This window comes from Pseudoalteromonas arctica, from assembly GCF_012927645.1.
Classification (GTDB): domain Bacteria; phylum Pseudomonadota; class Gammaproteobacteria; order Enterobacterales; family Alteromonadaceae; genus Pseudoalteromonas; species Pseudoalteromonas arctica_A.
Genome location: NZ_JABBMT010000009.1, coordinates 95,793 through 121,801, shown reverse-complemented (window position 1 = coordinate 121,801; position 26,009 = coordinate 95,793). Strand labels below are relative to the sequence as shown.

General features: G+C 40.5%; 23 protein-coding genes. 11 read left to right on the top strand and 12 right to left on the bottom strand.

Translation table 11 applies throughout. From position 1 onward, the window contains the following. Nucleotides 1-115 precede the first annotated feature (115 nt). Together HHO47_RS08350 and HHO47_RS08345 are read left to right on the top strand one after the other, a co-directional pair. Nucleotides 116-2,248, top strand: a complete 2,133-nt coding sequence (locus HHO47_RS08350; protein WP_248290962.1) for a putative bifunctional diguanylate cyclase/phosphodiesterase — start codon at nt 116-118, stop codon at nt 2,246-2,248. A gap of 301 nt (nt 2,249-2,549) precedes the next feature. Further along, nucleotides 2,550-3,026 carry a DUF4234 domain-containing protein gene (locus HHO47_RS08345; protein WP_169019878.1) on the top strand — a complete coding sequence of 159 codons (477 nt, stop codon included), beginning with the start codon at nt 2,550-2,552 and terminating at the stop codon, nt 3,024-3,026. 48 nt (nt 3,027-3,074) lie between these two features. Here HHO47_RS08345 and HHO47_RS08340 read toward each other — a convergent pair whose 3' ends face one another. The 7 genes from HHO47_RS08340 to efpL form a co-directional block, all read right to left on the bottom strand. Then, nucleotides 3,075-4,394: a DUF58 domain-containing protein gene (locus HHO47_RS08340; RefSeq protein WP_169019877.1), complete on the bottom strand. Its 1,320-nt coding sequence runs from the start codon at nt 4,392-4,394 to the stop codon at nt 3,075-3,077. Next, a complete protein-coding gene (locus HHO47_RS08335) occupies nt 4,391-5,374 on the bottom strand; it encodes an AAA family ATPase (RefSeq protein WP_169019876.1) in 984 nt (327 codons plus the stop codon). The genes HHO47_RS08340 and HHO47_RS08335 overlap by 4 nt, the downstream gene beginning before the upstream one ends. Further along, nucleotides 5,371-6,516: a hypothetical protein gene (locus HHO47_RS08330; protein ID WP_169019875.1), complete on the bottom strand. Its 1,146-nt coding sequence runs from the start codon at nt 6,514-6,516 to the stop codon at nt 5,371-5,373. The genes HHO47_RS08335 and HHO47_RS08330 overlap by 4 nt, the downstream gene beginning before the upstream one ends. Further along, entirely contained in the window at nt 6,506-7,972 is a 1,467-nt protein-coding gene (locus HHO47_RS08325) for a hypothetical protein (RefSeq protein ID WP_169019874.1), read from the bottom strand. The genes HHO47_RS08330 and HHO47_RS08325 overlap by 11 nt, the downstream gene beginning before the upstream one ends. Continuing rightward, a complete protein-coding gene (locus HHO47_RS08320) occupies nt 7,962-8,906 on the bottom strand; it encodes a stage II sporulation protein M (RefSeq protein WP_169019873.1) in 945 nt (314 codons plus the stop codon). The genes HHO47_RS08325 and HHO47_RS08320 overlap by 11 nt, the downstream gene beginning before the upstream one ends. Next, the gene (locus HHO47_RS08315; protein WP_211183655.1) at nt 8,903-9,616 is read right to left on the bottom strand and encodes an RDD family protein; all 714 of its coding nucleotides are present in this window, start codon (nt 9,614-9,616) and stop codon (nt 8,903-8,905) included. Before HHO47_RS08315 ends, HHO47_RS08320 begins: the two co-directional genes overlap by 4 nt. Before the next feature lie 317 nt (nt 9,617-9,933). Continuing rightward, a complete protein-coding gene (efpL, locus tag HHO47_RS08310) occupies nt 9,934-10,506 on the bottom strand; it encodes an elongation factor P-like protein EfpL (protein WP_145240366.1) in 573 nt (190 codons plus the stop codon). Between the two features lie 202 nt (nt 10,507-10,708). Between efpL and HHO47_RS08305 the strand changes: the two genes are divergently transcribed. Further along, on the top strand, nt 10,709-11,095 hold the full coding sequence (locus HHO47_RS08305) for an MmcQ/YjbR family DNA-binding protein (RefSeq protein ID WP_169019871.1): 387 nt from the start codon (nt 10,709-10,711) through the stop codon (nt 11,093-11,095). 38 nt (nt 11,096-11,133) lie between these two features. Here HHO47_RS08305 and HHO47_RS08300 read toward each other — a convergent pair whose 3' ends face one another. From HHO47_RS08300 to fadI, 3 genes are all read right to left on the bottom strand, one after another. Next, nucleotides 11,134-11,661, bottom strand: coding sequence for a GNAT family N-acetyltransferase (locus HHO47_RS08300; protein ID WP_169019870.1), 528 nt, complete (start codon nt 11,659-11,661; stop codon nt 11,134-11,136). Between the two features lie 113 nt (nt 11,662-11,774). Beyond that, entirely contained in the window at nt 11,775-14,039 is a 2,265-nt protein-coding gene (gene fadJ, locus HHO47_RS08295; protein WP_169019869.1) for a fatty acid oxidation complex subunit alpha FadJ, read from the bottom strand. Then, nucleotides 14,039-15,349 (bottom strand): acetyl-CoA C-acyltransferase FadI, encoded by a 1,311-nt coding sequence (fadI, locus tag HHO47_RS08290; protein ID WP_145240359.1) that lies wholly within the window; start codon nt 15,347-15,349, stop codon nt 14,039-14,041. The genes fadJ and fadI overlap by 1 nt, the downstream gene beginning before the upstream one ends. 286 nt (nt 15,350-15,635) lie before the next feature. On the opposite strand from fadI, the gene HHO47_RS08285 reads away from it, so the two are divergent. The 8 genes from HHO47_RS08285 (at nt 15,636) to HHO47_RS08250 (ending at nt 23,938) form a co-directional block, all read left to right on the top strand. Continuing rightward, complete coding sequence (locus HHO47_RS08285; RefSeq protein WP_064667661.1) at nt 15,636-16,592, top strand: AAA family ATPase; 957 nt, start codon at nt 15,636-15,638, stop codon at nt 16,590-16,592. A 3-nt stretch (nt 16,593-16,595) separates the two neighbouring features. Next, nucleotides 16,596-17,540 (top strand): DUF58 domain-containing protein, encoded by a 945-nt coding sequence (locus HHO47_RS08280; protein ID WP_169019868.1) that lies wholly within the window; start codon nt 16,596-16,598, stop codon nt 17,538-17,540. A 1-nt stretch (nt 17,541) separates the two neighbouring features. Beyond that, nucleotides 17,542-17,979 (top strand): DUF4381 domain-containing protein, encoded by a 438-nt coding sequence (locus HHO47_RS08275; protein ID WP_169019867.1) that lies wholly within the window; start codon nt 17,542-17,544, stop codon nt 17,977-17,979. After that, the gene (locus tag HHO47_RS08270) at nt 17,972-18,961 is read left to right on the top strand and encodes a vWA domain-containing protein (RefSeq protein ID WP_169019866.1); all 990 of its coding nucleotides are present in this window, start codon (nt 17,972-17,974) and stop codon (nt 18,959-18,961) included. The genes HHO47_RS08275 and HHO47_RS08270 overlap by 8 nt, the downstream gene beginning before the upstream one ends. After that, on the top strand, nt 18,961-20,871 hold the full coding sequence (locus tag HHO47_RS08265) for a vWA domain-containing protein (RefSeq protein ID WP_169019865.1): 1,911 nt from the start codon (nt 18,961-18,963) through the stop codon (nt 20,869-20,871). The genes HHO47_RS08270 and HHO47_RS08265 overlap by 1 nt, the downstream gene beginning before the upstream one ends. Beyond that, nucleotides 20,865-22,508, top strand: a complete 1,644-nt coding sequence (locus tag HHO47_RS08260; protein WP_169019864.1) for a BatD family protein — start codon at nt 20,865-20,867, stop codon at nt 22,506-22,508. Before HHO47_RS08265 ends, HHO47_RS08260 begins: the two co-directional genes overlap by 7 nt. 69 nt (nt 22,509-22,577) lie before the next feature. After that, the gene (locus HHO47_RS08255) at nt 22,578-23,135 is read left to right on the top strand and encodes a sigma-70 family RNA polymerase sigma factor (RefSeq protein ID WP_169019863.1); all 558 of its coding nucleotides are present in this window, start codon (nt 22,578-22,580) and stop codon (nt 23,133-23,135) included. Next, nucleotides 23,135-23,938 (top strand): DUF3379 family protein, encoded by an 804-nt coding sequence (locus HHO47_RS08250; RefSeq protein WP_169019862.1) that lies wholly within the window; start codon nt 23,135-23,137, stop codon nt 23,936-23,938. The genes HHO47_RS08255 and HHO47_RS08250 overlap by 1 nt, the downstream gene beginning before the upstream one ends. Nucleotides 23,939-24,074: 136 nt before the next feature. Here the strand turns inward: HHO47_RS08250 and HHO47_RS08245 are convergent, their stop codons facing one another. Beyond that, nucleotides 24,075-25,265, bottom strand: a complete 1,191-nt coding sequence (locus HHO47_RS08245; protein WP_169019861.1) for an amino acid aminotransferase — start codon at nt 25,263-25,265, stop codon at nt 24,075-24,077. A 79-nt stretch (nt 25,266-25,344) separates the two neighbouring features. Then, nucleotides 25,345-26,004 (bottom strand): GAF domain-containing protein, encoded by a 660-nt coding sequence (locus HHO47_RS08240; RefSeq protein ID WP_169019860.1) that lies wholly within the window; start codon nt 26,002-26,004, stop codon nt 25,345-25,347. Nucleotides 26,005-26,009 lie beyond the last annotated feature (5 nt).

The window sequence follows — 26,009 nt, the reverse complement described above, 5'->3', positions numbered from 1 at the left end:
GAAGTGCCCTATGATAATAATAAAAATAATAGTCAACACATTCATATTCGCCTCATTATTACTCTGCTTTAGCCCATTGGGCTATAGCGAGCAATTTGTCGATCAGCAAACTTTAATGCTTTATTTACCGAGTGCATTTGTTACGTTAGTACTGCCTTACTTATTATTCACAATTTACAAATTACGCCGCTCACGACGCCAATTATCCTTTTCTGAACGGCGCTTAAAAAGCACCGTTGAAGGCAGTGGTGACACACTTTGGGATTGGGATCTCAAAACCGGTGAAGTACTGCGTATTAACGATAAATACAGGATGGATAGAAATACCATCATCGATGTTCCACCGAATAAAGCCCTTATTCACCCTAATGATATAGCCCAAGTTGAATTACTGTTAAAACAACATTTTGCTGAGCAAACCGCTTTCTTTGAAGCCAGCTATCGCATTAAAGACAGCTTTGATCGCTGGCATTGGGTTCTCGACAGAGGCAAAATCATTGAAAAAGACACCAACTTAAACCCGCTAAGAATGACTGGCACGGTACGTGATATTACGCAATTAAAATCAACCGAGGCACGCCTTAACTTATTTGCCAAATGTGTTGAATCACTCACAGATGCCTTAGCCATTTACGATAAAAACTTTTATCTAGTTGATCTTAATCCCAGCTTTTTATCGCAGTTTGGTGGGAACCGAGATAACTATTTAAACAAGCCATTTACCTTGCCAGGTTACGAGCAAAGTTATATTGATGATATTAAAAAGACTGTTCGCCTTACCGACCATTGGCAACAAGAAGTTAAACTGCGCAACAGTGAGCGAAAACTACTACCGATTGAAATTTCAATCGATGAAATTAAAAATGAACATAATCAAATTTGTAACTATGTCATTGTATATTCAGATTTAACCGAGCGAAAAAAAGCCGAGTCCCAACTACATAACTTATCAAATCGCGATCGCACCACCGGCTTACCTAACCGAAACTTATTTTTTACCGATCTTAAAAAGCTAGCAAAACAAGACAGCCACCATGCATTGCTGGTATTCGATTTAGATAACTTTAAAAAAATTAATGACTCATTAGGCCATCAACTTGGCGACAGTTTATTAGCAAAACTAGCAATGCGATTAAATAAGCTCACCCGTGAAAAAGATGTGTTTTACCGCTTAGGTGGCGATGAGTTTGCTTTAGTTATGTCTGGCACGAACGATATCCACACCATTACCAGAATGGCAAAACAGTTTTTAGCCGCCATCGCCACGCCATTTAAAATGGCCGGTCACGAATTGGTAATAACCTCAAGTCTCGGCATTGTATTATTCCCTGAAGATGGCAATACCCCCGAACTACTACTTAAAAATGCCGATACCGCGATGTATCATGCGAAAAAGAAAGGTAATAGCTACTTATTCTTTAACGACACCATGAATCGCCAAGCAGTAAAACGCCTGCAAATTGAAAACTTAATGCGCTTTGGTTTAAAAGAAGATCATTTTGAAGTTTACTACCAACCAAAAATGAATATCCGCACTGGTAAATTCACTGGAATGGAAGCCTTAGTGCGTTTTATTACTCCGAAAAAAGGCATTATTAGTCCTGGCGTGTTTATTCCCATCGCAGAAGAAACCGGGCAAATCATCGAAATTGGTGAAGTGGTACTTCATAAAGCATGCCGTGATGTTAAAGCCTGGCTGGATGCTGGCTTATTTAATGGCCGAGTTGCGGTAAACTTATCAGCTAAACAATTTAGTCTACCGGATCTAACGACTCGTATTGATGTGATTTTACAAAATCATGCTTTGCCATCGTACTTTTTAGAACTTGAAATTACTGAAGGTACGGTAATGGACGACCCACAAGATGCTATTTCGATCATGCGCTCTCTCAGTGCCCGTGGTATTCATTTAGCCATGGATGACTTTGGCACTGGCTACTCATCACTTGCCTATTTAAAGCAGTTTCCACTTAATACCCTAAAAGTTGATAAAGCGTTTATTGATGATATGCAAACAGAGCGAGGCCGAAATATGGTTGACTCAATAGTTACTATTGCACATAACTTAGACTTACATGTGGTGGCTGAAGGGGTTGAGCAAGCAGAGCAAATTGCAATCTTAAAAGAACTTAATTGCGAAACGATGCAAGGCTACTATTATTCAAAACCTTTATCGCGAGCTGAATTTACAGAATTTTTGAAGAAACAACAAAACCAAGCGGCACTTAGTTTAGTGCAACAGGCATAAATGACAGCCTAAGGTCGCCATGTGCACACTTGTATACCTTTTTTAATTGCCTGCGAATACATAACGACAATAGATACAACACTGATCAATAAATATTGTAAATTCACCACACCCATACAGCTTAAAGTTAACCTGCAATGTACAATAATTAGTTCTTTATTTTCACTGATAAAATCAGAATATTTAATTCTTTCAGTAACAAGAATGATATACAAAAACTACTACTATTGCTATTATCTACCCGTGTATTCGCGTGGGCAATACACATTTAAAGGATAATTAAATATTTCTAGGAGATATCATGTCAGAAAACACTTCAAATATATACGAAGCGCCAGCAGCAAACCTAACCAAAAATAATGAAAGCGGAGATAAACCTGTTTTAAATTTTGATCGTTTTTCGGCTTGGGGAGTATTCTTTTTAGCCGCCATTACTTTTGGAATTTATGGTGTATATTGGCTAATAAGCAGAACCAATAAAGCCAATACATTAGCAACTAAACAAATTAGCCAAGGATTGATATATGGTTATTTGGCTTTATACGTTGTGAATTTAATTCTCTCTTTTACGGGAGCGCTACCAGTGTTATCAATTATTATTTCGCTAGCTTCTATCGTGGTCGGATTAATCTTTATTTTTTCGTTACGTTCTTCTATTTCAGAACTAATCAATAGAGGTAGTAGTGAACCCGTTAGGCTCAATGGCGTTTTAACCTTCTTCTTTAATGTAATTTACTTTCAGTACAAAATTAACGAAGCAATTGATCAACAGAAATAAAAAGTAAAAAAGGCATTATTTTAATGCCTTTTTCATCTCAACCTGTTTCTAAAGCACTCCTGAGTGCTTTACATTCAAATATGTATTTAGCACATTAGGAAGCAACTTTTGTGGTTGTGTATCAATTGCGATAACGCCTTCTTTTTTAAGCCTTGCCATATTAGCTTTGTGTGTATTTAATAAATCTAATGCAGCACAATAGGTCGTAGCATCATCATAATTATCTATTGGTTCTGCAAGTACTTCTGTCAATGCATGATTTGAGAGGTTAATAACTGCAACAAGGTGATGCTTTTGCAATAACTTTATAGCTGGAAGCACCTCCTCTAAGCTTTGATCATCAAATGTTGTAACAAGTAATACCAAAGAACGCTTACTTCTTTTTGCGATTAATTGATTAGCTGCAACAAGGTAATCGCTGATACTTTGGTCAGGGTACAGATCATAAAAATGATTCATCACACGCGATACATTCTGTGTACCTTTAACATTAGGTAACCAGCGAATATCATGATTAAAACTTTGCATGCTAAACCAATCCCCTTGTTTAAGTACCGTATGAGCAAGTAAGAGCAAAGCATTTAATGCGTGATCAAAGTGAGTACCCGCTATGGTATCTATATTCATCTTCTTTGATGCATCAAGCATTACAACAACGTGCTGATTTTGTTCTTCTTGGTACTCTTTAGAAATTAGTTTGCGACGTTTACTGGTAGCCTGCCAGTCTATCTGTTTAATACTGTCACCTTGTCGATATTCCCTAAGTTGATGAAACTCAATACCATCGCCTCGTTTTTTTGTCAGTTTTAAACCACTTATTGGTGTGTTTGTCACCCCATTAAGCGCCTGATTTTGAGCTACCCGACTAAAATCTGGGTAAACTTTTAACGCTAAATCTTGAGGTATTATCCAATTTGCCTGCCACAGCTTTAATCGTGAACTAATTCTAAGCTCAACGGCAGCCAATTGCGCCTCTCCGCGTTGATGCGCGCATATATTCCATTGTAAACGAGCTTGCTCATTTTCTGCGAGCGTTATGCTAGTATATAATTCAGATAGCTCAATCGCTTTGCTTAGATGCAAACTTATATCCGTAATTAACAACTGCTCTGAAGCATTTTTAATACTTAGTTTAACTGGTTGCCAACGCCCCAATGACATATTTTGATTGGTGTTTACCTCAATACTTAATTTATGTTTGAAGCGAGTAGGCAAATAATCTAATAACGCTAGTACAAGCAGTCCAGCAATGAGTACTGTAGTTAATAAGCTCGCGGTCTCGGTAAAGATTAATATGGGTAACAGCAAAACTAATGCGCAAACCAGCTGCAACAAACGCTTTGCTGGTCGTAACTTAATGCGGATCATGATCTAGGCGCTTCAACACTGGCTAGTATTGCTGAAATCACTTCATTAAAAGATACCCCTTCTAACTCTAAATCGGCTGAAAGTATCAAGCGATGGCGTAAAATATTAGGCACCACTAGTTTAACATCATCAGGGGTGACAAAATCACGACCATTCATCAATGCCATTACTTTTGCTGCTTTAATAATGTTAATTGATGCCCGCAGTCCAGCGCCATGTAATACACCTTGCCATGTTCGCGAACTACGAACTAACTCCACTGCATAATTATAAATTTTTTCATCCACTAAAATGTCAGCACATAATTGCTTAATCTGAGCAATATTACTGACGCTTAATACTGCCGGCAATTGACTAACTTTAGACTCATTCGAAACGACTTTGGTGTTGAGCTTTAATAATTCAACCTCTGCCTCTAATGATGGAAAACCTAATTCAATTTTCATCATAAAACGGTCTAACTCTGCTTCAGGTAATGGATAAGTCCCCTCTTGATCAAGCGGATTTTGCGTAGCAAGCACCATAAACGGCGAGTCAATAGATAAGGTTTCGCCATCAATGGTAATTTGTTGTTCTTGCATTACCTCTAATAAAGCTGACTGAGTTTTAGCTGGTGCTCGGTTGATTTCATCAGCAAGCAAAATATTTGTAAATGCGGGGCCTTTTTTTATATTGAAATCGCCTGACTTCATATCATACATACTGTGTCCTACGACATCAGATGGCATTAAATCGGGTGTAAATTGCACTCGTGAAAACGACACACTTAAGCTCTTCGCTAATGCTCTTACAAGTAACGTTTTGCCAAGTCCCGGTACTCCTTCAAGTAATACATGACCTCCAGCAAATAACACCGTTAACACATCTTCAATAATGGCATCTTGCCCAACTAACACACGGGAGATATTATCCTTAACTTGCTTAACTGCTTGCGCCGCATCCGTTAAGCTTAATTGTCCTGTTGCAAATTCGGTGCTCATAGGGCATTCCTTAATTGTTTAAATAATTTGATATACTCTGTTCGTTGTTGCTGAGATTCTGGCAGTTCACCATTTAGAAGTTCAGCTACCTGCTGCTTATCAAAATGCACTAAGTTAGCGATTATCTCTGCTTGGCGAACGTCGGTTAGTGATTTGAAGTGAGGGATCCTAGTTTCTACTTTGGCGTTAAAGTCTTTTTTTAATGCAGTAAACAAGCGTTGCTCAAAACCGTGCTTTATATAAAAATTAGCAATCGCTCGAATATGGTGTTTAAAGCCTACGGTTAAAATTAAATCAGGCGCATAAGCGCGACCAATACGACTGCTAATATGCCAAATAAATAACAACACTAATAGCATCACACAGATCACCCACTGCCAGCTCCATTGCCATAACTTAGCAAACCAATTAGGGTAACTTAAATAAGGAACATAAGTTATTATATCAACCCCCTGACTTAACCAAACCAGTAAACTGCCATGATCTAAATGGCGCAACTGATAGTTTGTAAAGGGAGCTAGAGACGGCATCACAATAATACGGCCATCACCAAATCCAAAATCACACATGATGACTTGATCATTACTATTTTTGGTGGCTATACCTGGGCAGTTTTCAATTTCAAATGCCTGACTCAATTCTAAATCCAGTTGGGTATTTTCACTGAGCGTTAACACGCTATTTTTCTGCCCCTCTTTTACCATCACAAAATGATTTTCAAAAATCTCTTCACTCGTGTTTATACTAATCCCAAGATTTTCAAAGGTAAAAGTATTATCTAAACCAAGTTCATCCCTTTGCTTATTTAAAATATAAACAAGACGCCCACCTTCACTCACCCATTGAGGCAATTGCTGATCAAGTGTGTGCGAATTACTAAGCGCAGCTTCATCGACAATTAACATGCTGCGGTGATCAATAATAAGTGGTTGTTGATTATTGTTATCTAATTGCTTTTCTTTTTTCCATTGCACCCCATGTTCAGCTAATAACCTCTGCGCCATTGTGAAATTATCTTTACTAACTTCGGAGTGAAAACCTATTTCAACCTCTTCTTTTTGCCAGTTAGCTGACAACAACGCTGAACCAATAAAAAAAACTAACACACAGCATAAAAAAACCACCACAAACTTAAGCTTCATTTATTTGCTCCTTGCTTGCTGATGTCATCGCCTCTATTTGTGCTATTAATACGTTAAAATCAAAATTAAGTGATTGATGGCCCCAAGCCACTTTGACCCAAGCAGAAAAAAGTTGCGTAAAAACATCTTTGCTTTGCTCAGTGACTTTTGCATCAATTGCTGATTTACACTCTGTTTCTGTCATCGAACGGTGTAATTCTACTTGATGAGTGCCTTGCACCCAGCGAAGGGAATAATGTAGTAAATAAGCAAGCGCTAGACGCTGATTACTTTCCTGATATGCTGACCTTGCAGCTGCAATTAAATCCTCAGGTATGTCTTGTGGTTTAATATCAGTAAACATGCTTGGGATCATGTGTTCTCGAGGCTGATTTTTTTGTTTTTTCGGTAATTCTAGTGCTAAGAAGAAGCCACGCTTTTTAACTAATAAATACACCAACCACAGCACAAGTAAAACAATTAGCAACCAAATAAAATAACTAAGAAAATTGCCTAAGCTCTTAAAAAAATTAGCGAACCAACGATAATCACCATCAGCTGAAGAGTTCTTTTCTAAATCAAAATTTGGCACCCAAGTGGTTTTTTTTTCAATAACATTATCCTGCGCATAAAGTGTCGAAACTTGCTCTTTTATAATTAACTTATCTATTGGCTCTGCCATTGTTTTACTCGGTACAGTAACCAAACAGCAAGTAAAAACTAAGCAAGCACTTGATAATAAATTACTTAATCTGGCGCGCATGTTTTTGAAGGTTAGCTCAATATCCCAGCCTTCTAAATCTATACGACGGTGCAAGTAGGCCAAAAATCCTCCGGTAACAAATAATGGTGCGACTAAAGCGACACTGAGTACATACACACTATTAAATGCAATTTCCATCCACAAAGGGCTTTCTAATATTTGATACAATGGCTCTTCAAGGGACAACGACGTTGGCATAAGGGTAAAGAGAATCGCAGAAATACCGAGCATTAAGATAAACTCGAAATGTACGCAAAACATCATCCAAAGCGTTTGTTTTGGCTTTGACGTTGCAAACAACACCTGTTTTCGCATTTTTTTATGACCGCCTTCTAGCCTTTCTAACTGCGTTACAGGTGCTAAAAAAGCTCTGTTAGGGTTCAGTCGATAAAGCGTCAAATTGATGAATATGTCGCCCACTTGCAGCTTCAGGATTGATTTTAAACTACTCGAAATGGTTGCCTGTTGATTAAATACGACTTTTGACATGTAGTCTAAAATTGGCCGCTCAAATAACGGTTTTAAAAACCATACAATAAAGGCACTCCATGACCAACCAAACAATACACCGGCCAGGATGAACACTGGCACAGCTAAACAAATATACAAACTAAATAACGGTAAAAAGTGTTGTTTAGTAAGTAATACCGTCAAATCAAACGTTTCATAAGCGCCGCGTTTTCGAGGATTAAAGCTAAGACGATTAAGTTCCATAGCGCATACCTCTATACAATCGATAAATTACATATGCCCAACAAACAGCACCTACGACGAATTTAATTTCATGAGCAATGCCACGAGGCGACCAAAATGCTTCAATAAAGGCGGCTAAAACTAACATAACAAAAGCACCAACAATTAACGGTAGCGCTTTTTGAGCCGCTTTTTTCATAGCATAACTGCGTGTAAATTGGCTTGGGTTTAATAACGCGTAGCCAATCTGACAGCCTGCCGCAGAGGCAATAATAATCGCTGTTAATTCAAACGACCCGTGAGTAATAACAAACGAGAAAAATGTTTTTTCAAAACCAACATTAACAATATGCGCACCAATAGCACCGAAATAAAAACTATTAAAAAGCAAAAAGAATACAGCACCGAAACAAAGCAAAACTCCCCCTGCAAACATTTGAAAGGCAATCCCAATGTTGTTATATATATAGACACCAAACATTAATATATCTTTATCAGGATCACGGGTAGCTGTTTGAACAGCACCTGCTGGGTTATACATTTTTTCAATTTCAAGCACCGTACTTTGACCTAAAAAAGTATAAACGGCATCTGGATAAAGGGTGACCCAAATAAAAGCAATAACCGCCAACCCCCAAAATGCCAACAAATTAGCACCCAACATGACACGATTTTCGTACAAAGCACGAGGAAAAGCGCTGCGGGCTATTTGCCAAATTTCTGAAAATTGGTTTTTGCGGGATAAATACAGTGTTTTTTGACCCTGTTGTACTAATTGATTTAGCTGCTGAATAAGTAAAGGGCTGTACTGCCTAGCTCTTGCTATGGCTAAATCGTTGCAAATTTTTCGATATAATTTAGGAAAGTCTTCAGGAAAAGTATTATTTAGTTCGCAATATGCTTGAAATTGTTGCCATATTTGGCTGTTTAAATTTACAAATTGAGTTTGCTTCATTGCTTACTCTCACTATTGGAGCTACCACTGTTGATATTATTCTGCCCAGCAAAATACCTTGCGTAATTAAATAATGTTTCAACACTATCATTTTCTTCGATGTTTAATGGCTTGGATAAAATATTTGCTATTTCTTGACGTCGTGCAGGTGAAAATTCATGGGCACGCTCAATAAAGTCTAAAACAGCTAATTGCTCTTCGGTACTAAACGCAATGCCAGGTCTTTCAGCAGGCCCATCTGGTAACAGCTCCCGACTCATAGCGTCTTCTTCGTAAACTACGCTAGTTCCTGCCGCCCAATCACCGATGCGTTTGAAGCGGGGATTAAAACACATAACAATTAACCCAAGAAAATAACCAACTGGCAGCATATCTGCGGGGCGAATTAGATTTCTTACAACAATTTGAGAAAAGTTTGGAGGTAGGCCGTTATCTTGAACAACACGAATTTTTAGACGTTTTTTACCTGGAGTCTGGCCATTTTTAACTTCATAAAAGATGTTATACCCCCATGAAATTAAAAAATACATAACAAGTAAAATACCTTCTCCAAAATCACCGAATAACATAAGCACAGTTGCAATAATGGCTATCAAAATTGTGCGAATAATAAAATCGATGATGTAGGCATAACTACGCGAAACCAATCCAGCCGATGTGATAGCTATATCCACACCTTCAGGTAATTTAACAAACGCCCTATTTTCCAATCCGTGGTTTAGCATTACATTTACTACAAATTTAATGATTACAAAAAGTTGAACGTATCTAAAAAAGTAACATTCAACCAAGGAAATGACGCGTTATAATGCGCGTTTTTGTGTTATTTTTCAATATTCCATTAGTATGAAATGTTAAATCATAAAGCAGAGCAGCCTTAAAGTGCGTCGGGTTATTCAATTTAGTCCCTCGCACCCTACTTTAAATAAAGAATATACCTAGAAGTCCATAAAACACCCGAGCGACTTAAATTAATTAAATAGGTTAAGTGTTTTATGGATTCATACTGTAAAAGACGTAAATATTATTATTTTTCAGCACGGCCCATAAATTTATGCTCTGCGGTATTAATACGGATGCGATCACCAGTAGAAATATGCTCCGGCACTTGAATTATCAAACCAGTTGATAAACGTGCAGGCTTAGAACGCGCGCTCGCTGATGCACCTTTAATTGAAGGATCTGTTTCTTCAACCACAAGTTCAACACTTGATGGTAAATCTAATCCCACTGGTGCGCCGTCAATTACAATGACATGCACGCCTTGGGTTTCTTCGTTGACGAATAAAATTTCTTCGCTGATCGCTTCTTTATTAAGATTATATGGCGTGTAATCTTCGTTATCCATAAATACGTATTCTTCGCCATCTAAATACGAGAACATTGCTTCACGACGCGTTAAATCAGCTAGTTTTAACATGTCGCTATCTTTGAATGTTTCATCTACTTTGCTACCAGTTACTACATCGTACAAGCGCATACGGTACAAACTTCCACCAGCACGGCCTTGTGGTACAGAACGAACAATATCTTTAACCACTAAAACGCGGCCATTAAACTCAATCGCAGTACCTTTTTTAACTTCACTTGCCTTTGGCATCAGTGTATTTCCTATAATTTATAAATCCCCAGAAACATACCACGAACTGGATTTTCTTCAATAAGAAAATATCACACATCGCTATTTTTCTCGTAGGGTCTGTATTTACTCATAAATTTGACCTATTAATCGATTTTTCATGACTAAACTATGAAAAAGCTGCTATGGTTAAACTACCAAAAATGACCTCAAGGACTGGATCATGGATCAGCACACTGCACATGAGTATTTAGCAAAAAAACCTCTGGTTATGGTTACCAAATCTTTCGGCCAAGAAGTTGATGTATATAAAGTAAACCATAAAATGTTTGCCACTTTATCGGTTGGCAACGAAGGGGAAACTGACGAAGACGGTAACCCTATTTGGTGGATGAATTTAAAATGCGACCCTGATGAAGCGCAATCACTACGTGATATTTTTTCTTCAGTGATCCCAGGCTATCATATGAATAAACGGTTATGGAATACTGTTATTTTAGATGGCTCAATCCCGCAAGGTGAAATTGAACGTATGATTGATAATTCATTTAATTTAGTGATTGCCAATATGCCGGAAAAAGATCGTAAGGCTATTGAAATCCATATGTAAGATTTGTTGTACTGCTCAAGACATTTGAACAGTACAACTTAGATTTTATCTGTGCAGTCTAACAAATAATGATGATCATCCATTAACACTCCACCGATTTCGTAAGCTAACGGCTCAACCCTGACTAATTTAAAACCACATTTTGCGAGCACTTTTTCAGAGCCAATATTACCTGCGCTAACCACGGCCTTGATCAACTGAAGATTAAACTCCCCTCTTGCCCATGTTAAAAATGCATCGAGTGATTCCGTAGCATAGCCACGGCTATAAAACTCAGGCAATAATAAGTAACCTACTTCTTGTGTATCTGCCAATTGCGATGCAGTAAAGCCCGTTACGCCAACTTGCTTGCCGCTACCACTCTCGCTAATAACCATACATAAAGGTTGATTTGAATTTGGCTGCCACGGCTTTAAACGCTCATTAAATTTTGCACGTATTTGCGCCTCAGACGGCTTATCAAAGCACTTCTCGATCACTTGAGAGTCATTATGCAATGCAAAGAACAGTGGCCAATCATCAGCCGTGAGTAACCTCAGGGTGAGTCTGGCTGTTGTGAGTATCATAATAACCTTCCTTAGTCGTCCACTTTTTAATCGTGAGTATGATGTCTATAAAAGCAATAAACATAAAAAACGCACTGTAATAAGTGCGTTTTATAACAAATAAACTCAAAAGGCTATTTATTTTCTTTTATACTCTCAACAGTGTCAGCTACTGCTTCTGTATCAGCAGCGACTTCTTGCACGGTTTGCTCTTCAAGCGCTTCGCCATCCGATACGGTTACCTCCTCTTGTTCATCAAACTCTGCTACAGGTTTAGTTTGTTGAACAGGCGTGACTTGATAAAAGCTTGCACCAGCATCAGCCATCGCAACTAAAGCTGCACATGGCGCAAATACCGGATTAAAATTAGCAAAAGTAGCCATTTCTGAGCTTACTTTGTTTGCGCCAAGTTTATCCATATAGCTAAATGGCCCCCCTAAAAATGGCGGGAAGCCAATACCAAAGATTGCGCCAATATCACCATCACGAGGACTGGCTATAATGCCTTCGTCTAAACAGCGCGCAGCTTCGTTAAGCATTTGCGCCACACAACGTTTAGCAATTTCGCTTTTATTTAAACGCGGTGATGGGCTCACGCCGAGTAATTCGTACACTGATCCGTCTACTTTTTTAGCTTTCTTATCATAAAGATAAAAACCACGGCCAGTCTTACGACCTAAGCGTTTGGCATCAATTAAACGTGAAAACGCATCGGGTGCTTTAAAACGATCACCGAGTTCTTGTTCAAGAATTGGCGCAATCTTAGAGCCGATATCAATGCCAACTTCGTCTAATAGTGCTAATGGTCCAACAGGGAAACCAAACTCAACGAGTGCCGCATCAATCTTTTCAATTGGCTCACCTGCCAGCAATAAGTTAGCCGCTTCATTCATATAAGGCGCTAAAATACGGTTAACGTAAAAACCTGCGCTATCTTTAACAACGATTGGGGTTTTACCTTGCTTACGAGCAAAGTTTACAATCCGCGCGATGGTCTCTTCTGAGCTGCCTTCGTGTGGAATGATTTCAACCAATGGCATTTTCTCAACTGGTGAGAAGTAATGTAAGCCAATTACGTTTTCAGGGCGCTCAGCTTCTGCCGCAATTTGTGAGATAGGCAATGATGACGTGTTACTAGCAAAAATAGTGTTATTTTGGCATTCACGCTCAACATCGGCCACCATACCTTGTTTTAGGCTAAGATCTTCAAATACCGCTTCGATCACTAAATCAATGTGCTTAAAGCCACTGTAATTAGTAGTACCGGTAATTCTGTTCATAGTCTGTTGCAGGTCAGCTTTAGATAAAATGCGGCGTTTTTGCTTTTTATCTAAAATCTTATAGCTGTAATTCATGGCATTACTAATGCCCTGCTCTGCAACATCTTTGATACGAACTGGTACACCGGCTTTTACTGCGCTCACATGAGCAATACCTGCGCCCATTAAACCACCGCCTAATACGGCTGTTTTAGTGATTGCTGGCGCGTCGTCGTTGCGCCACTCTTTTTTCATCTCAGTGGTGGCAAAAAATATCCCACGTAATGACTTTGATTCGCTGCTCATTACTAAAGTAGCAAAACCTTCCGCTTCTGTTTTATAAGCTTTTAGTTCATCCAGCTCAACACTTGCGCGTATTGCTTTGATAATAGCCAACGGCGCTGGATAATGACCACCGGTTTTTTTAAGTACATTTTCTTGTGCTTTTTTAAAGATCAAGTTTCGGCCAAACGGATTCGATTCTAATAATTGGCTAATCCGATCAAGCTTTGGCTTGGCCGCTTTTGCTTTGCCTTTTAATACAAACTCTTTTGCTACTTTTAGCAATATGGTCTGTGGTACACAATCATCTACCAAACCCGATTTTTTAGCTTGTTTAGCGCGAATTTGTTTACCCGTTAGGGTCCACTCAAGAGCTTTTTGCAAACCAACCAGTTTAGGCAAGCGTTGCGTTCCACCACCACCAGGTAATAAACCAAGTTGCACTTCAGGTAAGCCAAGTTTAGTGATATCACTGTCTGTACATACACGATAATCGCATGCCAAGGCAAATTCTAAACCACCACCCAATGCCGCACCATGAATGGCACTGACAGTTGGAAATGGCAGTTTTTTCATATCAAAAAAGGCACGGTGACATAGCTCGCTGATCGCTAATGCATCTTCGCGACGCTCTACGCTATCCAGCATTTTCACATCGGCGCCGGCGATAAAGTTATCGCTTTTACCACTGATAAATACCATGCCTTTAACTGACTGCTGTTTTGCGTCATCAAGCAAGGCTTGCAAATCATCTGCAAAAGTGTCGCGCAGGGTATTCATTTTTTCGCCCGGCACATCAATGGTAACAACGGCAATACCGCTATCATCAAGGTCTAAATTAAATACTGACTGTGTCATTACGCACTCTCCAATACAAAGGCTGCACCTAAGCCACCTGCGGCACACGCAGTTGTTAGTGCTAAGCCACCGCCACGGCGGTTGAGTTCATGTAAACTTTGGGTGATAAGTCGTGCGCCAGTGGCTGCAAATGGATGACCATATGCAAGCGAACCGCCTAAAACGTTAAACTTATCCATGTTAATTTCACCAATCGCTTTGCTGCGACCGAGTTTTTCTTGCGCAAACTTATCTGAGGCAAACATTTTCATATTCGCTAACGTTTGTGCTGCAAAGGCTTCGTGCATTTCAATTAAATCAAGATCGGCAAGCGTTATACCTGCTCTCGCTAATGCAACTGGCGTTGAATGAGCCGGCCCCATTAGCATGTCTTCATTCACACCAATGGCAGAGAATGCAAAGCTACGTACATACCCTAAAATATTATAGCCGAGTGCTTTGGCTTTACTTTCACTCATCATTAATACCGCTGCTGCACCATCGGTTAGCGGTGTTGAGTTTGCTGCAGTGACTGAGCCATGCTGACGGTCAAACGCTGGTTTTAATTTAGCGTACCCTTCAACCGTGGAATTATGGCGAATATTGTTATCTTGCTCGATAAAACTTTTATACGGCGGTAAATGTGCAGTCATTACTTCATCAGCAAGTTTACCATCAGCCCATGCTTGGCTGGCAAGTGTATGTGAACGATGCGCTAAGGCATCTTGATCTTCGCGGCTAATGCTGTGCGTTTTTGCCATTTGTTCAGCAGTTTGCCCCATCGACAAACCCGTCGAATACTCAGCCACAGCTGGTGGTACTGGTAATAAATCTTTTAAACGCAGCTTAGAGAATATTTTTAAGCGCTGCCCTAAGGTACGTGCTTTATTAAGATCAACTAGGCTACCGGCTAATTTTTTACTTACGCCGATTGGCAATACCGATGACGAGTCTGCACCACCCGCAATACCCACTTGCACCGAACCTGCCATGATTGATTCAGCCACATTGGCAATAGCTTGGAAACTAGTAGCACATGCACGTGATACTGAGTACGCATCAACCGATACTGGCATGCCAGTACCCAATACGATTTCGCGAGCAATGTTTGGCGCTTCTGGCATTTGTACTACTTGACCAAACACTAATTGATCAATTTCAGATTTATCAAAGTTAAGACGTTCAAGCATTTCGTTAACGACTAACTTGCCCATATCAAGGGCTGGTACATGATGAAATGCAGTTGCTTGTTTAGCAAATGGGGTACGTAAACCACTGACGATGGCAATACGATCGCCCTTTGCTGTTTTTAGTATATTTTGCTCAGACATTAATGCTCTCCCGCTGACAGGTCTGACCTGTTTATTTTCCTCGATTCTAAACAACCCGTGTGCTAAAGCCAATAGCGAAATTGAAAATAGTATAATTAGTTACCAACCATAGGCTTTTTTTAGCCTATTTACAAAAAATACTGCGCTTTCTATGCTAGGGTAAAAATCGTTAAAATATAACGAACTATTTTGAAAACTTGAGTCTAACACTTGTGTTATAGAACAATAATCCCAATAACCATTAGAGCTTTTTATAAACCTTGCAAATCAGGACAGTTTTTTTACTATGGCCACTAACGTATTTTCACAATTAAAAACTTATTTAGATAGCCAAATTATTGGCCAGCCAGAATTAACGCAAGCACTACTTATTGCTATTTTAGCCGATGGTCACTTATTAGTAGAAGGCCCTCCAGGGCTTGCTAAAACTCGCGCAGTAAATGCATTAGCCAAAGGCGTTGAAGGCTCATTCCAACGCGTACAGTTTACCCCCGATCTATTACCTGCTGACGTAACCGGAACTGATATTTATCGCCAACAGACCAGCGAATTTGTTTTTGAAAAAGGACCATTATTTCATAACCTTATATTAGCTGATGAAATTAACCGTGCCCCCGCTAAAGTGCAATCAGCTTTATTAGAAGCCATGGCTGAGCGCCAAGTCACGGTTGGTAAAAACACTTATCCGCTGTCGGATTTATTTATGGTGATGGCAACCCAAAACCCACTGGAGCAAGAAGGCACTTACCCGCTACCAGAAGCGCAATTAGACCGTTTCTTACTACACCTAAGCATTGATTATCCAGGCGCCGAGCATGAGCTTGATATTTTACGCCTTACCCGTGGCGAAGCGTTGAGCGAACATCAAGCACCCGCACAACAAATTAGTCAAAGCGATTTATTTGCCTCTCGCAAAGCGATTTTAGGGCTGTATTTAGCTGAGCCGCTTGAGCAATATTTAGTGCAACTTATTATTGCTACGCGTGAAGGCGCAAAACTAGACGCCCAGTTAGGCAGCTGGATTGAATATGGCGCAAGTCCGCGTGCCACCATCGCCTTAGATAAATGTGCCCGTGCTCATGCATGGTTACAAGGCCGCGATTTTGTTGCTCCAGATGATATTCAAGCTGTGTTGCATAATGTTCTGCGCCATCGCATTATTTTAAGTTATGAAGCACAAGCCGATGGCGTTACTAAAGATCAAGTCATTAGCCGTATTTTAGAACTTGTTGCCGTACCATAAGCCATGCAAAGCCAATTAGATAACCAACAGTGGCTCAGCCTAAGTCATAGCCATGGGGTCAACTTAGGCTTGAAAGAGCTGATGTATTATAAAGCGAAAGCTCGCTTATTAGAGCTTGCGCCAAAAGTTAAAATTAGAAATAGCCTGACCGGCCAATATCTCGCGCCTCATAAAGGCCGAGGTATGGAGTTTGCTGAAGTACGTCATTATCAACAAGGCGATGACATTCGCTCAATTGATTGGCGCGTTACAGCACGTACTGGTGAAACACACACTAAGTTGTTTCAAGAAGAAAAGGAACGGCCAGTGTTTGTGTTTACCGACTTTTCTAATGCAATGCTGTTTGGCTCAAAGTTACTACTTAAATCTGTGCAAGCAGCGCATATTAGTGCCTTGGTGGCGTGGTCAGCGTGTCAACGCGGCGATCGCATCGGTGGCATAGTGTTTAATCAGCATGGTCATTTAGAGCTCAAGCCCAGCGCCCGCGAAAAAGCCGTGTTAAAACTGTGCCATAATTTGTGTAATAACCACCAGCAAGCACTCGCGCAGATTGATGAGCCCGCAGACAATAAACTCAGTGATAACCTAAAGCGTTTGAATCATTTAGCCAAGCCGGGCAGCTTAGTCTATTTAGTATCAGATTTTAGCGCCCTTGATGATGCCAGTTTTAAACAACTCGAAATACTGAGTCGACATTGTGAACTGATCGGCTGCCATATTAGCGACCCATTTGAGCATCAACTACCCGCGTTTAAACAAACGGTCACGGTGAACGCCAACGGCAGTGACTTTGCCCTGCCGCTGATGGATAAAAGTTTTCGTGATAAATTTGCTAAAACTGCCGAGCAAGCATTTACCACACGAATGCAACGCTTAACTAAATCGGGCCTTAATTTAATATCATTCAATGCAGCCACACCTCTTGAGCTGCAATTAGTGAGAAAGTAATATGCAAACCTCTCCATTAGCTGGTCTTCATGATGTGATTGTGCCAAGCCATGTTTCTTGGTGGCCTTTAGCCCCTATTTGGTGGCTCATCATTGTGGTGTTACTCGTAACTGTCAGCTTTATAAGTTATCAGTTGTACCGGGCACGGCTGTTTAAAAAAGCCAAACGTCAAGCCATTTCCCTTAGTGAGCAACACGCTGAAGATGCCCAGCAACTACATATTTTAATTAAACGCTTGATTTTACACTATTATCAGCAAAGTGCTGCATCACAAGGCACAAAACAATGGTGTATTACTCTAAATAAGCTGACCGGACAACAATTTACTGAACACGAACTAATGAGCCTTTATCAATCACAAAGCAATCAAACTGCGCTGGCACAGAAATTAAAACTCGCCATTGTGCAATTTAAATTAAAGGAGCCGCTGAATGTTTGAATTTAGCTGGCCTTGGTTATTTGTATTATTACCACTGCCTTGGTTGTTGCGCTTATTATTTAAGCCAGCACACAGTGAAGGCAATACCCGCTTACGGATCCCAAGCTTCGCCAAACACAACTTAGGTGCACAAGTTATCCAGCAACAGGCGCGTGGTATTAGTGTATTTGAATGGTTGATTTGGCTGCTTTTAGTCACCGCTTTAGCTAATCCAACCTGGCTTGATGATCCAATAACCTTACCTAATGAAGGCCGCGATATCATGCTAGCTGTTGATTTATCAGGATCAATGACCGAGCAAGATATGGCTTATCAAGGCCAATATGTTGATCGCTTAACCATGGTAAAAGCGGTATTAAGTGACTTTATTGAGCAACGTCAAGGCGACCGTTTAGGGCTGATTTTATTTGGTGATACGGCGTTTTTACAAACACCACTAACGCGAGACGTTAAAACCGTAAGCCAAATGCTATCAGAAGCACAAATAGGCTTGGTTGGCCGCGCCACCGCCATTGGCGATGCGCTGGGCTTATCAGTAAAACGTTTTGCCAGTAAAGATGAAAGTAATCGCATTGTGGTGTTATTAACAGATGGTCAAAACACCGCCGGTAACTTAGATCCAGAAGAAGCCCTACTGCTTGCTCGCGAAGAAGGTATTAAAGTGTATACCATCGGCGTAGGCTCTGATAATCCGCGTGGCTTTAGCTTATTTAATATGGGTGGCATGAGTGGAGGTAGTTTAGATGAAACCCTGCTAAAACGCATTGCCGAACAAACTGGCGGCCTTTATTTTCGCGCAAAAGACGTTGCCGGCTTACAACAAATTTATCAAGAACTTGATAAACTTGAGCCGATCAGCGCTGATGAGCAAACCTTTCGTCCACAAAGCGCGTTATTTTACTTCCCTTTATTAATCGCACTGGCCTTGATTGGTCTGCGCGTTATGTTTATCAGTGCAAAAACATTAAGACAGGAGGCCTAATGGACTTTGAATTTATCCGCCCAGCCGTATTGTGGTTATTAGTTCCTGTGTGTTTAATGTTTACTATTGCAATGATAAAGCACAAGAAAACCAGCCAAGGTGAATTAATAGCAGCTCACTTAGCAAGATTTGTGATCAACACCAATAACCAAAAAAACACGCAACCCATGCGGCTACTAGCCCTCTTTACGGTATTAGCCGTTATTTTTAGCGCAGGTCCCAGTTTTGAAGAAAAACACGTGCCGGTATTTCAAAGCAAAAATGCCCGCGTGATTGTGATGGATATGTCACTATCGATGTACAGCACGGATATTGCGCCCAGTCGTTTAGTGCAAGCGCGTTTCAAAGCGCTGGATATGATTAAACTATTTAAAGAAGGCGACACTGCATTAGTTGCCTATGCAGGCACTGCTTATACCATTTCGCCGCTAACCAATGATGCCGCGACGCTTGAAAACCTGATCCCAAGTTTAAGCCCAGATATCATGCCTGATAAAGGCTCCAACGTACTTGCTGGGCTGGATGCTGCAAAAGAGTTATTAACACAAGCCGGATACCTTGAAGGCGATATTATCTTAGTAACCGACGGCATTGAACAAAGTGAGCAACAAGATATCAGCCAATTTACAGACGCTAACCCTTATCGATTAAACATTTACGGTATCGGAACTGAGCAAGGTGCGCCAATTAAACTTCCTAAAGGTGGGTTTTTAAAAGATAGTTACGGACAAATTGTAGTGCCTACCATTAACATCAGTATGCTTAATAGTCTAGCGAGAAACAGTGGTGGTAAATTTGCCACTTATCAACCGAGTGCCCGCGACCTTCAAATTTTTGCACCCAGTGCGAATAATGAAATACTGAAAAATGAAAAACAAAGTCAAGCGCTCTGGCGTATTGATGCGGGGATTTATGGCTTATTTATTTTACTGCCAATGATGCTGTGGATTTTTCGCCGAGGATCTTTTGCAGCTGCATTTTTAGTTGTGAGCTTTTTACCGCAACACAATGCTTATGCAGTAGAGCTGCCTTTGGTATTTAAAAATCACGATCAACGTGCGTTAGACGCTTATCAACAAGGTGAATATGAGCAAGCTGCCACAGCAGATTCTAGTCAACTAAAAGGCGCGGCGCTTTACCAGCAAGGTAATTTTGATGCTGCATTGGCACAATTTAGCCAAGATAAAAGCGCCACTGGTTTATATAATTACGGTAATGCTCTAGCAAAGGCAGGCAAGCTCGACGAAGCAATTGCCGCCTATCAGCAAGCACAAGCTTTGCAACACGACTTTACCCAAGCAAAAGAAAATCAGGCACTTGTTGAACAGTTGAAAAATCAACAGCAAAATCAACAAGGCCAAGACGGCGATCAAGATCAAGACCAAAAAAACCAAGATGGTGAACAAGGTCAAGATCAGCAAAATAAAGATAAGTCACAGCAAGGTGAGCAGCCTAATCAGGATCAGCAATCTCAACAAGGCGATGAATCTAAGCAAAGTGATGACCAGCAGACTGATGATAAACAGCAAGACGGCAAACCATCTGATCAACAAACTGATAAGCAAAACGATCCACAAATGGAGGCTGAACCTCAGCAAGGTGATAAAACTGATGAGCAACAGCAACAAGATGTGCAAACCGAGCCCAAAGATGACTCTGCAAACGATGATAAGCAGGCGCAAATGACTCCTGAACAACAGCAACAAGCTGAAGAAGCGGCACAGCAGCAAGCTATGCAAGCGCAAACCGCAGAGCTTACCAACGAAGAAAAAGAAAAAGCCCAGCAGCTTAGTCAGTTACTACGAAAAGTACCCGATGATCCCGCAATCCTGTTACGTAACAAAATGCAATTAGAAGCCCAAAAACGAAACAATCAACGCCGTCCACAAGGAGTCGAAAAATCATGGTAATGCGATTAATCTGTTGTTTATTGCTTATCAGCGCTATGCCCTCGTGGGCTATTACGCAATTACAAGCCAGTGTTGATAAAAACCCGGTACTAGCGGGTGAATTTTTTATGCTCAATATCAGTGCAGATGACACCATAAAAAATGATCAACCTGATACTTCAGTCCTGTTAAAAGACTTCGTGGTTGGCCGCACCAGTGTCAGCACTCGCACAAACATCATTAATGGTAGTATTTCAAAAGAAACCACTTGGTCTATTAAACTTATGACCCGCACTGCCGGGGATTATACAATCCCAGCATTTAGTGTAGCTGGTGTCAGCTCTGCGCCCATTGCATTAAAAGTGGCTGAACGCAGTAAAGATGCGCAGCAAAACAACGATATTTTTATTAATGCATCACTTTCAAGTGACAGCCTATTTGTTCAAGAAGCAGGGCTTTACACAGTTAAGCTATATCTTGCCAAAGAGTTACTTGATGGTAATTTAAGTGCCCCCGCGATGCCCGATGCGCAGCTAAGCCAAATTGGCAAGCAAACTGAAAACTATGAACTTGTTGATGGTAAGCGTTACTTAGTGATCACTCGCGAGTATTTAGTACAGCCACAAAAAAGTGGTAGTTACACGATTCAAGCCCCAACTTTTCAAGGTCGAATTCGCCAAGACTATCGCCAGTTAGATGTCTCTGCGCTGGGTGATAATGTCGATATTGAAATTAAACCAATACCAAGTGACTACCAAGGTGCATGGCTGCCTAGTGAATTAGTTAATTTAGATGAGCAATGGCAACCCGCTGACGACACGGTTGAAGTGGGTACACCGATTACGCGAACGCTGACTTTAACCGCACTTGGCATCACCAAAGAGCAACTACCTGATATTGCACTGCCTGAAATCAAAGGTATTCGCAGTTACCCAGATGAAAAAGAAAATAATCACTTGGTTCGCGATGGCCGAGTAATATCACAACAAACAGCCTCGTACGCATTGTTACCGCAGATGCCAGGCACTTACACACTGCCAGAGGTAAGCGTGCCTTGGTATAATACCAAGATTAATCGGATCAGTTATGCAACATTACCAGCTCGTACTATTACAGTAACACCGAGTAGCACAAGTACCCCAGCCGTTGCTGCGCAGCCACTTACGCCATCACAAAGCGCAACCACTGATACGGCAGCAATCAGTTATCAAGCAATACCGATAAATCAGTATCCGTTATGGTTAATTATTATCAGTGTGATTGGCTATTTATTATGGTTTATAACCTTAATTTTATGGTGGCGCAGTCAATCTCAGCGCAGCTTGATGCAAGCAAAGCCGACAATAACCCATAGTAATTCATCAATTTCATTAGATGAATTAAAGAAACACGCTAAAAGCAATGATGTAAGTGCCTTTTATCAGGCGCTAAATCGTTACGCAATGTACTTAACAAAACAATCGAGCGGTGCAATAGACAAGCTTGAGCAACTAGCTGATAATACACAGCTTAGTCAACATATTGCTAAACTACGGGCAGCACTCTATAGTCCTAGTGATGCAGATGTTGATTTGATGGTGATTGTTGGCATGTTGGAAGAGCAACGTAAAGTACAAAAAAAATCGCAACAAGCTGTATTAAAAGGACTTTATAAATAGAGTTTAAGTGACGTGGCGCAATCCCCGCACTCAAATAGTAAATAACTTAAAATAAATAAAAAAGTGCTTATGCTTGGAAATGAAAACTCTAAAAGTCAGGTCTTAGTTGATATGGCAGAGAAAAATACACGCTATGAAAAACTTGTTCATGTTTATCATCGCGAATTATATCGCTTTGCTTATTGGCTCTGCCGAGATCCTGATATTGCCGAAGATCTTGTCCAAGAAACATTTTTACGTGCTTGGCGATCTCTGGATTCATTATTAGATCAAAAAGCAGCTAAGCCATGGCTATTGACGATTTTACGCCGGGAAAATGCCCGTCGTTTTGAACGCAAACAATTTGATTATAGCGATGTTGAAAACGACACTTTAGTTGACGAAAAAAGTGTCACCTTGGATGACGAAATGGAACAAACAGTGATCCAGCGTCAAATCGCTAAGCTACCTGATGAATACCGCGAGCCATTATTACTACAAGTAGTTATGGGTTGCTCAGGTGAAGAGATAGCAGAAATATTAGATTTAAATAAAAACACGGTTATGACGCGTTTATACCGCGCCAGAAACCAGTTAAAAGAGGCATTGAGCCGTGATGATGAACAACTTAAAGGGGCATCAAATTAATGGATGATCTCGAGTTTCGTCGCCGAATTAGCGCACAGCCAAACAGCACTGATAAGGAGCTTGTGGAGTTTGCAGAGCAACACTCTGAGCGACAAGAATTTATGCATGATATGCAGGCCTTTGAATTAGATCTTGCCAATGCACTTGACGTACCAGTGCCTGCAGGTCTTGCCGAGCGTATTTTGGCAAACACCGCAGCGCATACACAAAACGAATTGGTCACGACTGAGCAAGTCAACCAAGCATCAGCTGATACCAGCACGCAAACATCGCCACAACAAACAGATAATGTAGTTGAGGCAAGTACACGTTTTAAACATGCTCGTTTACCACTTGCCATGGCAGCCTCAGTATTGGTGGCTGTGGGAGCATTTTTATTTAGCAGCGAACAAAATGTCGCGTACGCAGCTAGCGAACATGCGCTTGCTCATATTTACTATGAAATAAATTCGCTGCAAAAGACCGAAGCAATCAGCTTAGCAGCGGTAAATGAAAAACTTGCTGTATTAGGTGGCCATTTAGATGAATTACCAGGTAAAGTAACTTACGTAATGTTTTGTGACTTTAAGGGTCAAGAAGGATTACACCTAGTTTTTGAATCAGACTATGGCCCGATGACGGTATTTATAGTGCCATCAAAACAGCAATCGTTTGGCATCGGCGGCGACGATTTTCAAGACGATCGTTTTGAAGGTCATATTAACCGTGGTGCTGACGCAGATACAATTTTAGTCGCAAATCTTGGTGCGCCATTAGAAAATTACAATGATCGTATCAATGGTGCGATCCACTGGTTAAATTAGCCTTCCCTTTGCATTGTCGTTATTATAGCGGCAATGCGATTTAATTGACGCGTAGTTCTAGGTTAAAAAAAAATAAAACCGCACAACAATAAGTTAGTGCGGTTTTTTTATTTTAATAAACGCTATTTAAGTAAAATTACTTACAAACGGCTGCAACAGCATTTGCAAAGTAATCGATATTAGCTTGACTGATACCTGCTACGTTAACGCGGCTTGAACCAACAATGTAGATACCGTATTCTTTTTGCAGGCGTTCAATTTGCTCTTTATTAATACCCAAGAAAGAGAACATACCGTGTTGACGGTCAATAAATGAAAAGTCTTGAGCAATCTCTTTTGCCGCTAGGCTGTCTTTTATCAAAGTACGCAGGCCATTGATACGGTTACGCATTTCATCAAGTTCACTGTGCCACTGCTGTGTCAGTTCAGCGCTGCTTAAAATAGTGTTTACAATGTCAGCACCGTGGGCCGGTGGCATTGAATAGATACTACGTACCACACTTAACAATACTGAGTTTGAAATATCAGCTGTCGCGCTGTCTTTCGCAATGATTGAACATGCACCAATACGCTCACGGTATAAACCAAAGTTTTTCGAACATGACGAACAAATGATCAGCTCATCAACTGCATCAGCTAAAATACGTAAACCGTTTGCATCTTCTTCCAAGCTTGAACCAAAACCTTGATATGCAATATCAACCAGAGGGGTAAAGCCAATATCTTTTGCCAGTTCAGCAACTGTGTGCCACTGCGTTTCGTTTAAGTCCATACCACTTGGGTTATGACAACATGCGTGTAGTAATACCACATCACCTTTGGGCACTTGGGTAAGGGTTTCGATCATTTCATCAAATAATAAATCTTTGTTTTCATAATCGTAGTACGGGTATTCTTTAACTGTTAGGCCAGCGGCTTCAAACAAGCTAATGTGGTTTGCCCATGTAGGATTAGTAACCCATACCGTCGCACCTGGATTACAGCGAACAATAAATTCAGCTGCAACACGCAATGCACCTGTACCACCTGGTGCTTGTGCTGTACGAACCCGATTAGCTAATAATGCTTGGTGCTCACCTAATAATAGATTTTCCATTTTTTGGCAGTAATCTAAGTTACCCGCCAAACCAATGTATGATTTGCTAGTTTCGTTTTCAAGACGGAACGCTTCAGCTTTTTTAACTGCTTTTAATACCGGCGTATTACCGAATTCATCTTTATAAACACCAACCCCTAAGTCAATCTTATTTGGGTTAGTATCTTGTTTATAGGCCGCCATAAGGCCAAGAATAGGATCAGTGGGTAATGGTTTTAATACTGAGAACATTGACTATCTCTTTCATTATTTAAGGGTTAGCTGTTGCACTTAGCTTAACATAAAAACTCACTAGCATGGCTAGTGTTATTTACACTAAAAAGTGAGGAATTTTAATACAGCATGCAATTAGGAGTGCTAAGGTTTGCTGGTTGAAAAAATCGTTATTAAACGCTTCGCCATCAACAATACCAACGCAGCGATTTGCACTGTCAAAAAGCGGTAAACAGGCCTCTGATTTTACTTTAGGATCACAGGTATAATATTCACCACCCGCAGCCAAATACTGCTCAACGTTGTTGATCACTCGCCCTTTACGACTTAGTGCCACCTGTACATTATTACTACCGGCAGCAAAGGCCTCGGTAAGTGGAAAAAGCGGTCGGCTTGGCGCACCAAAGTAAGTCAGTTTAAGTAATTGCTCCCCCTCAGGTGTTGCTGTACTTTGATAAATGCCGTACCAATCAACTTTAGTTTGCGCTACAACGTAATCAACAATCAGTTGTAATTGAGCAAGCTTTTGCGTAGTGTGCTGATCTTGTGGTAAAAAATCAGTGAGTTTAAACGGCTCATCTTGTAAATAACCAAATAAACTGCACGCCCCGCCTTCACCCAGCTCTGGTACTTGATATTGCCAGCGTACCGCAGGAAGCGGCTGATTTGATAAGTAGCTTTCGAGCTTAGTAAGCTCATCAGAGACTAACTGAGCGGGCACATCTAACTGCGCAAGAGATAAATAAGAATAAATCATTTAGC